The organism is Peptoniphilus sp. oral taxon 386 str. F0131 (assembly GCF_000090945.1).
GTDB classification, from domain to species: Bacteria; Bacillota; Clostridia; order Tissierellales; family Peptoniphilaceae; genus Anaerosphaera; species Anaerosphaera mikwangii.
The window spans coordinates 1,009,933-1,024,311 of sequence record NZ_GL349422.1 but is presented as its reverse complement, the minus strand read 5'-3'; the positions used below and the strand labels follow the sequence as shown (position 1 = coordinate 1,024,311).

Below are 14,379 nucleotides of genomic sequence, written 5' to 3'. Positions count from 1 at the left end.
ATGCGTAAGTAAAAAAGAACAGTTAATTTTACTGTTCTTTTTTTAGTTAAATTATAACATCATCATTGCAGCTGTTAGTACTATAACATTTGCAATTCCAACTGCAACTAATAGTTTAAATACCCATTTCATATAAGTAGAATATTCAACCTTAGCAGCTCCTAATCCACCCATTACAACACCAGAAGTTGGAGTGAATAAGTTAATTAATCCACTACCACCACAGAATACCATAATCATTACACTTGGATTAAATCCTAAAGCTCCAGTTAAGCTACCCATTACAGGAATAGATAATGCAGCTAATCCTGAAGTTGAAGGAACCAAGAAACTTAGGAATAGATAAATTACATAAGCAGCTGGTGTAAATATAAATCCAGGAACTCCACTTAATAATTTAGAACTATGATCTAATATATAAAAGTCTAAGTGAGTTTTGCCCATTACAACAGTAATACCACGAGCAACAGCTATAATTAAGCCTACTGATAATAAATCTGCAGAACCAGCTATAAATGTATCAACAAATTCTTTTTCACTTAATTTAGCCATTATACCAATTCCAATACTTGCTAGTATAAACCATCCAGCTAATTCAGTAAAATACCACCATCCAAGAGGTTGTCCAGTTAAGAAATCAGACCATCCTAATGCGCTTAAATAAGCTTCTTCATCTCCACCAAATACTAAATCTTGATATGAAATTAATGATGCAATCATAATTACAAAAGCAAATGCAAATACTAATAATACACGTTTATGTTTTGAAGTGAATTCTAAGTTAACTCCATCTTCATTAGTAAAGCTTGCTTTCATTACTTGTTGTTCTTGTAAAGATAAAATTGTAGAACCCTTATCTTTCTTTACTTTCTTTGCATAAGATAATACAAATGAGCAGCAAATAGCAAAAGTAGATAACCATAGAACTAGTCCTAAAACCATTATAAGAGTTGTATTAGGTTCAATTCCCACTGATGATAAAGCTCCCATAGCAGCACCAGTTGCAAATGGATTTATCGTAGAACCTAATACTCCGGCTCCAGCTCCAAGTAATACTGTACCTACAGCAACTATTGTATCAAATCCTGCTGCAACCATTGCAGAAGTTATAAGTGCATAAAATCCTATAGTTTCTTCAGCCATACCATAAGTTGTTCCACCTAATGAGAATAAAAACATCAATACAACTATTAGGCGTTCTTCTTTACCTTTTAATTTTTTTACTAAGTGATATACTCCAGCTTCTAAAGCTCCGGTTTTCATTACTACTCCGATAAAACCACCAAGAGCAATTATAAATACTACTAAGTCAGCAGCATCTATAAATCCTTCCGGTATTGCCATTATGAAATTTGAAAAAGTAGCACCTTGAACTGTGATATCTTCGCCAGCATCAACAGCGTCTATTAATTCTCCAAAACGACCTGGGTCTAATGGCTTAATAATTTCCGGATCAATTACGTTTCCTTGTAATGCAACAGATACTAAACATACAACTGCTAATACTATTAGCAGTATTGAAAAGGCTGTTAGCGATTTTCTCTTCTTCTTTCGATCCATAAAAATTCCTCCTTATTTCTTTAATATGGTTCCTGTTTCACCATTTAATGCAGCTTTAGCTTTTTGTAAAGATGTAATTAAAGCTACACCATTTGATGTTTTTTCAACAAAATCTAAACAAGCTTCAACTTTAGGAAGCATAGAACCAGGTGCAAAATGTCCTTCAGCTATATATTTCTTAGCTTCTTCAATTGTCATTTCAGCTAATGATTCTTGATTAGGTTTATTGAAATTAATTGCTACTCTATCAACAGCAGTTAAGATAACAAGCATATCAGCATTAACATCTAAAGCTAATTTTGCACTTGAACTGTCTTTGTCTATAACTGCAGCAACTCCTTTTAATCCGTCATTTGTTTCAATAACCGGAATTCCGCCGCCGCCAACTGTAATTACGATATCGCCGGCGCTAACTAATTGTTCAACAACATTTAGTTCAACAATTTTCTTTGGCTTTGGACTTGGAACAACTCTTCTATATCCTCTACCAGCATCTTCTACGAAAACAAATCCTTTTTCTTCTGCTATTTTATCAGCTTCTTCTTTACTCATAAATGAACCTATAGGTTTAGTAGGGTTTGAAAAAGCCTTATCAGTTTCATCTACTACAACTTGAGTAACTACACAAGCTACTTCTTTTTTTACATTTCTAAGCATCAATTCTCTTTGAATTGATTGAGTTAAATGATATCCTATATATCCTTGTGACATAGCTCCACATTCTGGAAAAGGCATATAAGGAGTTTTTCCACCGTTTGTTGATGAAAATTCCATTGCATTATTTATCATGCCTACTTGAGGACCATTTCCATGACCAATTATAACATCATAATCTTCAGCAAGATCCACTATAGTTTTTGCTGTTTCTTTAACTAATTCTAATTGTTCTTCAGGTGTATTACCTAGAGCATTACCACCAAGTGCAATTACTAATCTTTTTTTGTTCATTATTAAACCAACCTTTTAAAATATTTTTATTTAAGAAAAAAATAACTTAACATCTATAAAGTATAAAATAAGAAAAAATATAATTTATTGCATGTAAATTAGATAATATATTATTTTTGTCTTAACTTAATATAGAGCATTGAACCATAAATTTATGGTTCAATGCTTATAATACTAATGATTATTTTAATGTAGCATACATTACAGCTTTAATTGTGTGCATTCTATTTTCTGCTTGATCAAATACTTTTGATTGGCGTGATTCGAATACTTCATCAGCAACTTCCATTTCAGTAACATTGAATTTAGCAGCAATTTCTTTTCCGATAGTAGTGTTTGTATCATGGAAAGATGGTAAACAGTGTAAGAAAATAGCATTTTCATCAGCCATTGCCATAGCTTTTTTATCTACTCTATATGGTTCAAGAAGTTTAATTCTTTCTGTCCATACTTCATCAGGTTCTCCCATAGATACCCAAATATCAGTATAAATTACATGAGCTCCGGTACATCCAACTTTAACATCATCTGTAAGAGTTATAGTACATTTGTTTTCTTTAGCAATTTCTCTACATTGTTCTACAAGTTCTGCTTTTGGCATTAATTCTTTAGGTCCACAAGCTGTAAAGTTCATACCAAGCTTAGCACAAACAACCATTAAAGAGTTAGCAACATTGTTTCTAGCATCACCCATGAATGTAAAGTTAAGTCCTCTTAAATCTCCAAAGTTTTCTTCAACTGTTAAAACATCTGCCAACATTTGAGTAGGATGAAAATCATCTGTTAGTCCATTCCATACTGGAACGCCTGCTTTTTCAGCAATTTCTTCAACTATTGCTTGAGAAAATCCTCTGTATTCAATACCATCATAAAATCTGCCCAAAACTCTTGCTGTATCTTCAATAGATTCTTTTTTACCCATTTGTGAAGTGCCCGGTTCAAGATATGTTACATTCATACCTAAATCATAAGCACCTACTTCAAATGAACAACGAGTTCTTGTAGAAGTTTTTTCAAATAATAGTGCAATATTTTTTCCTTCTAAATATTTATGTGGTACTCTTGCTAATTTTAATCTTTTAAGTTCTTTTGACAATTCAAGAAGATATTTAATTTCTTCTGTTGAGAAATCTAATAATTTTAAGAAACTTCTTCCTTGTAAATTTACTGGCATACTTTTATCCCCCAATTTTTTAAAATTTATTAATTATTACTCTCTTACAAGAGGCATTGACATACATCTTGGGCCTCCACGTCCAACTGTTAAGTTAGAAGCATCTAATTCGAATACTTCAATTCCTTCTTTTCTTAGTACAGCATTTGTAACAATATTTCTCTTATAAACAAGTACTTTACCTGGAGCAATTGCTAATGTATTTGAGCCGTCATTCCATTGTTCTCTTTCAGCAGCAATTGGATCTCCGCCACCACATGGAATTAAACGTACTTTTTCAATTCCTAATGCTTTTGCAAGAATTTCATCTAATTTTCCTGAAGCAGTTTCAATGTGTAAATCTTTGTTTGCTTCATCTTTAGTAATAATCTTAACTTCCATTTCTTTAATAATAGCTGGATGGTAAGTGAAAGCATCTACATCAATTTGAGTAAATACTGTATCTAAGTGCATAAACGCTCTGTTTTCATCGATTTTTAATGCATAAATTTTTTCGATTTTATTTTCAGTATCTCCAAAGAATAATTTTTTAGCTAAAAGCTTAATAGCTTCATATTGAGTTCTTTGAGAAATACCAATTAACAATGTTGTTTCATTTCCATTAAATGTATCTCCACCTTCAATATGGAATTCATTCTTTCTTCCATAAAGATTAGGAACGTTTCCTTTATATTCCGGATGGAATCTAAAAATATAATCAGCATATATTGTTTCTCTGTTTCTTGTAACTGAATACATTCTGTTAATAACAGCACCATTTCCTACTGAAGCAAATGGATCTCTTGTAAAGTATAGATTTGGCATTGGATTAATTGCTAGATAAGATTTTCCAACTACCATATTGTGTAAATCTTCTTCGTTAAATAAACCAAGTTCTTTTAAAGTTAGACCTGCCATTGTCTTTTCAACAAATGCTTTAGTATCAGTTATTTTTTCGAAATATTCTTTAGCTAATGCTAAAATTTTTTCATCAGTTACACCTGTTTCTGATAGATATTCATCTAAGAATTTTTCTCTTAAACCTTCATTTGCATCTAATGTTTCTGTCATTAAATCTTCAAGATAAACAACTTCTACTCCATTATCTCTAAGAATGTTTGTAAATCTATCGTGTTCTTCTTGAGCTAATTGTAAATCTGGAATATCATCAAATAAAAGTTCTTCTAAAGTAGAAGGAGTTAGATTTAATAATTCATCTCCAGGTCTATGAACCAAAACTTTCTTTAATTGTTTAATCTCACTTGTTACGTTAATGTTTGCCACTTTATAACCTCCTAATTAAATTAATATTAAATATCTTACGAATATAGTATATACGAAAATGATTTCCCAAGTACGAAAAAGATAGAAAAAATCATTGTAAATTTAAACACAAATTTACAATGATTTTAAATTAATCATAATCATATTGTATTTCAACCGTTTTTCTAAACTTAGATGGTGTCATACCTTTTAATTTTAAAAAATGATTGTTAAAGGTTTTTGCATTATTATAGCCTACTGTAACAGCTATATCTAATATATTCTCTTCTGTACTTTTTAAAAGTTCACAAGCATAATTTATTCTAAGATATCTTATGAATTCATCAAAATTTTTTTCAATTGTGTATAATAAGATTCTATTCATTTCCACAACAGACATATTAAATTCTTTTGCAGTTTCTACTTCATTTATGTTCTCTGTAAACAAATTACTTATATGTCCTATTAATTCATAAGTTATATTGCTCTCTTCAGGATTTAACATATTTACAACATTTTGATTTATTTTTCTATATTGATTTGGAGTTGTACCTATTCTTTTAGCAAAAAATTTTGATAAGTGTGATGCATCATTAAACCCGACAAGTTCTGCGATTATATTTAATGAAAAATCTGAATACATTAGAAAGTCCATAGTTTTTACTAATCTCATTTCATTTAATAAATCGTGAAAACTATGTCCCGTTACTTTTTGACAGTACTTGGAAAGAGATGATTCTGACATAAAAAATAAGCTTGACACAGATTTAAGGGTTTGCTTCTCACTTAAATGTGAATAAAGATATTTAAATATTACAGCTCTTTCATCAAACCCCGGGTTTTCATTGTTTTCGGTTGAAAGATCAACTTTTTGTTCAATTCTTATGTACCATATTAACATTTCCATTATCTTGTTCGTTATGAAAACATTAGTAAGTATTTTTTCTTGTTTTACATCCAATATAGATTCTATTCCAACTTCTGTTTTTATATCATCCATTATTTTTATGAAATTTTTTGCTTCAAATTCATTGCAATATATCATTGGGCTATTGGATATTTCATTAAATAAATTGAATTGTTCTTTAGCATCTATATATGCTGTTTTTATATTTCTGTTTAAAAAATTGAAATTATATACTATTTTTATGAATTGCATAGGTTCTTCTACTTTAGTTACCTCTGTTATTACCCATGGAACTATTGCAACACATGAATTTGGTTTAACTTCGTATGGAACATCGTTTATTTTTATTATTCCTTTACCACTTGTAAAAAATAAAAAGCGCGACTCTTGATGCATTATAGATTTTGTAGGTTCATTTATTTGTTCGATATCATAGGAACATATTTTTCTTTTATCGAAACTGGAACTATATTGAGTTTGAAGTTCTGATATTCTATCCATTCTACCACTCCTCAATAATATTTTATCATACTGTACTGATTTTTTGTAGAATTTATAATATCTTATTTTATTTATTGTCAAAGTCTATATTTGACAACGGATTGTTATCTACTGTATTTTTTAGTTGTTTATCATTTATATGAGTATATATTTGTGTTGTTGTGACAGATTCATGCCCTAATATTTCTTGGAGAGATCTAATATCAGCATCACCATATTGATACATAAGTGATGCGGCAGTATGCCTCAATTTATGAACTGTGTATTTTTCAGAATCAAGTCCAGAAGCGTTAATGTATTTTTCTACCATTCTTTGAATTTGTCTATTACTTAATCTTGTATTTCTGTTTGACAAAAATAAGGCTTTATTATCAGTATCATTTCTATAATTAAGATAATTTTTTAATGCATTAACACATGCATTATTTAAGTATATAGTTCGTTCTTTATTTCCTTTTCCGGTTACTCTTAAGGTATTATCATTGTTTACGTCTTTTATATTTAATCCCGAAAGTTCAGATAATCTCATTCCGCAATTTAAAAATAGTACAACTATAGCATAATCTCTTGTCTTATATTTATCTTTAATTTTTGATTCAGATACGGTTTTTAATAATAATTTAGATTCTTCAAGCGTTAAATAAATTGGCAATCGTTTTTCTATTTTAGGCATATCTATATCCTCTATAGGATTAAACTCTATAACATCTATTTTGTTTGAAAGATAATTAAAAAAAGTTCTAATCGATGAAATTTTTCTATATTTGGTTTTATTAGAATTTTTCCGTATTTTATCTAAGTATGAATTATATGCATATATATCCATTTTATTTATAGATTTTAAAATATCTATATTTATAGCATCGATATCTATTTCATTGATACTTTTTTCATCTATTATCCCTTTTCTTACAAATATAAAATTCAAAAAAATTCTGATATCATAATAATATTCTTTTATTGTAGTTTGAGATGCACCTTTAGTTGTGGATAGATATGATAAAAAATCATCTACTATATTACTATTTATCAAACTAAACCCCTCCATATTAAAATAACCTGCTATTTAGCAGGTTATTATTTATTTTGCATATTCTACAGCTCTTGTTTCTCTAATTACATTTACTTTAATCTGACCAGGGAAATCAAGTTCATCTTCTATTCTCTTAACAATATTTCTTGCAGTAATTGTTATTTCGGCTTCAGAAATTTGTTCAGGATTAACTATTATTCTAACTTCTCTTCCTGCTTGAATAGCGTAAGACTTTTCTATTCCATCAAAAGATGTAGCTATCTCTTCTAATTTTTCAAGTCTTTTAATATAAGATTCTACAGTTTCTCTTCTAGCGCCAGGTCTTGCAGCACTAATACTATCTGCCGCCTGAACTAAAATAGCTTCTACAGATTTAGGTTCAACATCACCATGATGTGATTCTATACAATTAATAACTGCATCAGATTCTTTATATTTTCTAGCAAGTTCAACGCCTAATTCAACATGAGTACCTTCAACTTCATGATCTATACTCTTACCTATATCGTGTAATAGGCCGCCTCTTTTTGCAAGTTTAACATCTGCTCCAATTTCTCCGGCAAGAATTCCTGCTATATTAGAAACTTCAACAGAATGTTTTAAGACATTTTGTCCATAACTTGTCCTATATTTTAATCTTCCTAAATAATAAATCATTTCAGGATGTAATCCGTGTACACCACTATCATATGCTGCTTGTTCTCCAGATTCTTTTATTAAAGTGTCAACTTCATTTTGTGCTTTCTCAATAGCTTCTTCAATTCTAGTTGGATGTATTCTTCCATCAGCAACTAACTTTTCAAGAGCAACCCTTGCAACTTCTCTTCTAACAGGCTCAAAGCAAGATAATACAACAGCTTCTGGAGTGTCATCAATAATTAAATCTACACCAGTTAAAGACTCAATAGTCCTTATATTTCTTCCTTCTCTACCTATTATTCTTCCTTTCATTTCATCATTAGGAAGACTTACAACAGAAACAGTATTTTCTGCTACTTGGTCAGCAGCACATCTTTGAATTGCCTGTGCAATAATATTTTTAGCATATTTATTGCATTCATCTTTTACTTTCTGTTCGTTTTCTCTGATTATTAGTGCAGATTCCTGAGTTATTTCTTTTTCAAGTTCAGATAATAAAATTTTCTTTCCTTCTTCTGATGTTAACCCGGCAACTTTTTGTAATTCTTCTTCTCTTTGCTCAACTAATAAACTTGCTTTTTCAACTTTTTTCTTTGCTTCTTCAATTTTAGAATTAAGATTATCTTCTTTTTTTTCAAGGGAAGAAAGTTTTCTTTCTACAGATTCTTCTCTTGCAATAACTCTTTTTTCTATTTGTTGAATTTCATTTCTTCTTTGTTTTACTTCATGTTCATGTTCACTTCTAAGCTTATGGATTTCTTCCTTAGCTTCAAGTAAAAGTTCTTTTTTCTTTCCTTCAGCATTATGTTCAGCATCTGTCACAATTTTTCGAGCAAGATCTTCAGCACTGTTAATTTTGCTCTCGCCAATATATTTTCTAATGGCATAACCTCCGGCTATACCAATTATTAGGCCAATTAAAATTTTGACTATCATTTCTAATTCCATTCATGCACCTCCTTATTAAATTTTCATGTTCCAAATTTAAAAATATAAAATAATTTACAAACTTGTATAAAATTATTCTATCTCTTTTAAAAAAATAAGTCAAGATAAATAGAACTATCAAACTATGATAGTTCTTCATTTTGCAATATTACACTTTTACCGTTTTTAATTTCTACGGTATACGAAATGTCACAAATCTGAGATAAATGAGAATTGTGTGTTACCATTATAATTTGTCGTCTAAACATGGATGAAGCTTGTCTTAAAAATTCTCCAAGATTAAATATATAATCATTGCTCACGTGTTTTCCAGGTTCATCTAATATGATTGGTCCTTTGATTTCAGGTTTATATAATTGAATAAAGGCAATTCTTAAAGCGATAGAAATTATATCAACAACGCCTCCTCCACGCGACAACTCAGGTTTGGTTTTAACTTTATATCCATCATAATTAGATAATACATAAAATTCCGCTTGAGGTATTTTACCATTTTCTGTAATTTCAATAATAAATTCAATATCCGTTTCAAAGACAAATTGTAAACATTTGGTTACTAATTCTTCTATTTGTTTTCGCGCTTGATTTCTTCCATAGCTTGATGTTTTTTGAAATAAAATTATTACCTTACTTAATATATCATCATATTCAATTAAACTTTTTATTTCAGAATTTGTATCCGACAAGTTATTGTTTAATATTTCTAGTTTTCCTTTATCTATATTTAAATTTTTTTCAATATGATTAATTTTAGATTCTAATATATTTAAATCCATATCAGTCCCTCGGAATTAACTCATTTGCTTTTTTAAATAAATCATCTATTTCATTTTTTAATTTTTCAATTTCTTCATCTAAATGTTCAGGCTCTATTCCATGTGATTTAATTTCTTTTATTATTTCTTCTTTTTGAACATTTAATTGTTCAAGTTTTGCTTCAGCTTTATATTTAAGATTTTTAGCCTTTTCAAGTTCTTCTTTTAATTTATTTAAGTTATATTCATAATTCATAAATTACTCCTTATAATGTTTCCGTATATGATTTATTATATTTTCATCAATTTCACTATAACAAAATGGACAGTATCCTAAATTCAAAATATTTTTTTCATATTCAAAATATTTTTCTTTAATATCATTGCTTAGAGCATTCAAATGTTCTTCTAATTTATTTATATCATAAGATACTTTTTTATTTGATATGCTAAGTCTTTCAAATAAAAAAATAAAATCTATTTTAGGAACTAAGTTCTTATAAATAGTTTCTAATTTATCAATATATTTAAGATTATCAATAAATTTTACACCTTCATCTATTCTATTAGAAATATCAAGAAATTCATTTTTTATAGAAATATTATTAAAATAATCGTGCAATAAGCTATTCAAAGTGTCATATTTAAGTGAAAGTTCACTTAAATTTTTATATTTATTTAAGCATTTAATATTTTCATTTATTTCATAATTATAAAAATTCAAATTTTTATAAAAATTTGAATAAGTATTATATTTAAATAATATTATCTCTATATTTGACAGCAAATTATATAGAAGATCTAAATTTTTATATTTACTATTTTCCTTTCTAAGTTTTTCGAGTTCATTGTTATTAAATTCATATTTATTTTTTAATTCTATTAATTTATTCAGCCTAGTCTTGCTATAAGTTATTATTTCTTTAATTTCAATAAGGGTATTTAATAAAACTTCGGTTTCTTTTAAATAATCAAATTTTAGAATTTCAGCTTCTATTATTTCTTTTTTTGACTTTAAATATTTTATGTCTGATGCTATTTGTTTATTATCTCTAATTGTTTCTCTTAGAGCATCATCAATATAATTCACCCCTATAATTCTTCCTATTGCACTAGCTCTGACTGATGTTTTTTCGTTTAAAAGAAATGGACCATCTAATTGTTCTGCAATATTTATTATGCTATTTAGTGAATTATCTAAATTAATTTTTGACATTCCAATTTCTGTTATTATTTCTTTTGGAACAGTTAACCCAAAACCGTCAAAATTAAATTCTTCTAAATTTGATTTTTTTAAATAATATGTGTTTTTAGAATTAGAGCGATATCTTTTTACAACAGCTCCTGTATTAAAATATATAGTTACTGAAGTTTCTTTTTCGCCTTCTCTTATGAAATAATTTCCTGATGGTTCATTATATAAAGCCCATTTAATAGCTCTTAATATTGCTGTTTTTCCGCTGTCTGAATTACCTAAAATTACATTTAAGCCTCTGTGAAAATCAATTACAGTATTTTCGTGAGATTGGAAATTTATAAGTTCAACTTTAGTTATGAAAATCACGAAAAATCAGCTCCTTTAATTTGAATATTTTGAATTCTTTTTATAGCTTCCTTTTTTATATTATCATCTATAAATTCATTAGTTGCTATTTTAATTAAAATTTCATATATATCTAAATTATTAAGTTCTGTAGATGAATCTATTATTTCTTTAAATTCATAAATTTGGTTTTGCTTAAATTTATGTCTTTCCATTTCACTTCTATCCAAGACTAAATTTCCATCTAACGCATTTTTTAAATAAATATCTTTTATGCTTATTTTATCATTTAGTTCAATTATAACAACTTTAGGTTTTCTTTTAATTTCTTCTTGACTGTTTGAAATTCTTACTATAGAACCAGGATTTACAAAATATTTGCCATTTATTTCTGTTGTTTTAAAGCCATAATGATAATGAGCTCCTAAAGTTATATCAGCAAATGTACTTGAAATTTCACTAATTAGTGTGTGGGGAATATTTTTTATAAATGGTCTATCTATTAAAAAACCATGTGTCATATGAATCATGTAATCAGCTTCAGGATTTTTTTCTAATACTAAATAATTACTTTTATTTATATCATCATCCATTCCAAATGTATATGGGTATGCTGTAAGTTGAACCGATATATCTTTTTTTAATATAATTTTTTTATCGTTTACAAGATTTAAAATTCCTAAATTACATAATAATCCAAGCATTGTTCTATTTAAAGTTTTAGGATTATGTCCAAAAATATCATGATTACCACTTACTATATAAATAGGTACATTAAATTTTTGAAATATTTTCGAAAAATCGGACACAACTGAAATAGAAGTGTCCGGCCTGTCAAAAAGATCCCCTCCATGAAGTATATAATCTACGTTTTCTTCAATACTGATATTTACTACTTCGTTTAATTTAGTTTTTAATGTTTCAAAGAAATTATCGATTCTATTAATTGGATTAGTAGCTCTTAAATGAGTATCTGTAAAATATAAAAACTTCATAATTGTTATACCTTATTTATTTTCTTCTGAACTATCGATGTTGTCAGATTTATTTAAATTATATTTATCTTTAATTTTCATTTCAATTTCTCTTGATATATCAGGATTTGCAAGTAAAAATTCTTTAGCATTTTCTCTGCCTTGTCCTAATCTGTGTTCTCCATAACTATACCAAGCACCAGATTTTGTTACTACATCAGTTTGTACACCAACATCTATTAAAGTTCCTTCTTTAGAAATTCCCTTACCGTACATAATATCAAATTCAGCTTGTTTAAAAGGTGGAGCAACTTTATTTTTAACAACTTTTACTCTGACTCTATTTCCTACAATTTCTTCCCCTAATTTTAAATTTTCTACTTTTCTTATTTCAAGTCTTATTGAGGAATAAAATTTTAAAGCACGGCCTCCTGTTGTTGTTTCAGGATTGCCGAACATTACACCAACTTTTTCTCTTAATTGATTTATAAATATTACAGAAGCTTTAGATTTGTTAATTGCACCTGTTAATTTTCTGAGTGCTTGAGACATAAGTCTAGCTTGAAGACCTATATGACTATCGCCCATTTCTCCTTCAATTTCAGCTTTAGGAACTAAAGCTGCAACAGAATCTACAATAACTATATCAACAGCATTGCTTCTTACTAATGACTCTATAATTTCAAGAGCTTGCTCACCTGTATCAGGTTGTGAAACGATTAAATTTTCAACGTCAACTCCTAAATTTTTTGCATAACTCGGATCTAATGCATGTTCTGCATCTATAAAGGCACCTATACCACCCATTTTTTGTGATTCTGCTAATATATGAAGAGCTAATGTTGTTTTTCCGGAAGATTCAGGTCCATATACTTCGATTATTCTACCCTTTGGAATCCCTCCAACACCTAAAGATAAATCTAATGCCAAAGAGCCTGTAGGGATAGTTTCTATATCTAGCTTACTGTCAGCTCCCAGTTTCATTATAGAACCCTTACCATATTGCTTTTCAATTTGAGAAATAGCAAGTTCAAGTGCTTTCTTTTTTTCGATATCCATATATTACCTCCATTAAATATTAAATAATACGTGTTGAAGAATTGTATTAGCTGTTCTTTCTTGAATTTCATTTCTACTTCCAGTAAAATAATATTTTTTTATTTCATAATAATTTTTAAAGTAGTAGCAAACAAATATTAGTCCTACTTCTTTTTCAGAAGATATAGGTCCCGCTTCACCTGTAACTGACACAGATATATCGCTAAAGCCAATATCTTTTAAACCGTTAGCCATTTCGTATGCAACTTCAGGGCTTACTGCACCATATTTATTCAAAGTTTTCTCATTTACATTTAATAATTTAATTTTCGATTCATTAGAATATGTTACTATTGAATTTTTTAAAATTTTTGATGAATTTGGTACACTAGTTATTTTAGAAGCTAATAATCCCCCTGTTACAGATTCGGCAAAACTTATAGTTAATTTTTTTTCTGTCAGTTTTTTTACTATAGATTCACTAATACTCGCATTATCTTCTGCATATAAATACCCTTCAAATACCTCATATAATTTTTTTACTATACTATCGATTTTTCGTTGTAATTGTTTTGTATCAGTACCTTCAGCTATGATTTTTATTTCTGTATCATAAAATTTTGCAAATGTATTTATGGAAATATTATGCTCTTCAAGTTTTAATTTTCTTAATATATCTTCTACTCGGGACTCTCCTATGCCGGCTATATTTACAGATTTTACTATAATTTGATTATTTTCATTTATAAAATTTTTTAAATAGAAATCTATCATTGGCTCAAATTCTCTTGGAGGTCCAGGCAATAAAAATATTTTTTTATTGTTGTAATTAATTATCTCACCGGGTGCTACTCCCCATTTGTTATCTAAAACAACAGCTTCATCAATTACTATAATTTGTTTTTTGTTGTTAGCAGTCATTTCTCTGCCTGCAATTTTAAATTTATCTATTAATTTTTTATATTGAACTTCATCTACTATGCAAGAACGCCCTAAAACATTTGACAAAACTTCTTTAGTTATATCATCATTTGTGGGTCCAAGTCCTCCACATAAGAAAAGTAAATCAACTTTATTAAGCAGTTCATTTATTACTTCACTAAGTTCAATAGCATTA

13 protein-coding genes are annotated in these 14,379 nt (G+C 28.4%); all 13 read right to left on the bottom strand.

What is annotated here, in order from left to right; all coding sequences use genetic code 11:
• Nucleotides 1–51: 51 nt before the first annotated feature.
• The gene (locus HMPREF0629_RS04865; RefSeq protein ID WP_009222236.1) at nucleotides 52–1,560 is read right to left on the bottom strand and encodes a YfcC family protein; all 1,509 of its coding nucleotides are present in this window, start codon (nucleotides 1,558–1,560) and stop codon (nucleotides 52–54) included.
• 12 nt (nucleotides 1,561–1,572) lie between these two features.
• Complete coding sequence (arcC, locus tag HMPREF0629_RS04860) at nucleotides 1,573–2,508, bottom strand: carbamate kinase (protein WP_009222235.1); 936 nt, start codon at nucleotides 2,506–2,508, stop codon at nucleotides 1,573–1,575.
• A 181-nt stretch (nucleotides 2,509–2,689) separates the two neighbouring features.
• Entirely contained in the window at nucleotides 2,690–3,682 is a 993-nt protein-coding gene (gene argF / locus HMPREF0629_RS04855; protein ID WP_036728751.1) for an ornithine carbamoyltransferase, read from the bottom strand.
• 36 nt (nucleotides 3,683–3,718) lie between these two features.
• Nucleotides 3,719–4,945, bottom strand: coding sequence for an arginine deiminase (arcA, locus tag HMPREF0629_RS04850; protein ID WP_009222233.1), 1,227 nt, complete (start codon nucleotides 4,943–4,945; stop codon nucleotides 3,719–3,721).
• A 130-nt stretch (nucleotides 4,946–5,075) separates the two neighbouring features.
• Complete coding sequence (locus HMPREF0629_RS04845) at nucleotides 5,076–6,332, bottom strand: AraC family transcriptional regulator (RefSeq protein ID WP_009222232.1); 1,257 nt, start codon at nucleotides 6,330–6,332, stop codon at nucleotides 5,076–5,078.
• Between the two features lie 67 nt (nucleotides 6,333–6,399).
• Nucleotides 6,400–7,365 (bottom strand): tyrosine recombinase XerC, encoded by a 966-nt coding sequence (locus HMPREF0629_RS04840; protein WP_083763152.1) that lies wholly within the window; start codon nucleotides 7,363–7,365, stop codon nucleotides 6,400–6,402.
• 48 nt (nucleotides 7,366–7,413) lie between these two features.
• Nucleotides 7,414–8,952, bottom strand: a complete 1,539-nt coding sequence (gene rny / locus HMPREF0629_RS04835; protein WP_009222230.1) for a ribonuclease Y — start codon at nucleotides 8,950–8,952, stop codon at nucleotides 7,414–7,416.
• Between the two features lie 122 nt (nucleotides 8,953–9,074).
• A complete protein-coding gene (locus HMPREF0629_RS04830) occupies nucleotides 9,075–9,728 on the bottom strand; it encodes an ATPase (RefSeq protein ID WP_009222229.1) in 654 nt (217 codons plus the stop codon).
• A 1-nt stretch (nucleotide 9,729) separates the two neighbouring features.
• The gene (locus HMPREF0629_RS04825; RefSeq protein WP_009222228.1) at nucleotides 9,730–9,963 is read right to left on the bottom strand and encodes a hypothetical protein; all 234 of its coding nucleotides are present in this window, start codon (nucleotides 9,961–9,963) and stop codon (nucleotides 9,730–9,732) included.
• A gap of 3 nt (nucleotides 9,964–9,966) precedes the next feature.
• Entirely contained in the window at nucleotides 9,967–11,271 is a 1,305-nt protein-coding gene (locus HMPREF0629_RS04820) for an AAA family ATPase (RefSeq protein WP_009222227.1), read from the bottom strand.
• Nucleotides 11,268–12,245, bottom strand: coding sequence for a metallophosphoesterase (locus HMPREF0629_RS04815; RefSeq protein ID WP_009222226.1), 978 nt, complete (start codon nucleotides 12,243–12,245; stop codon nucleotides 11,268–11,270). Before HMPREF0629_RS04815 ends, HMPREF0629_RS04820 begins: the two co-directional genes overlap by 4 nt.
• Before the next feature lie 12 nt (nucleotides 12,246–12,257).
• Entirely contained in the window at nucleotides 12,258–13,283 is a 1,026-nt protein-coding gene (gene recA / locus HMPREF0629_RS04810) for a recombinase RecA (RefSeq protein WP_009222225.1), read from the bottom strand.
• Nucleotides 13,284–13,295: 12 nt separating this feature from the next.
• Nucleotides 13,296–14,379 (bottom strand): nicotinamide-nucleotide amidohydrolase family protein (locus tag HMPREF0629_RS04805; RefSeq protein WP_083763151.1); only part of this gene is annotated, 1,084 nt, incomplete at its 5' end.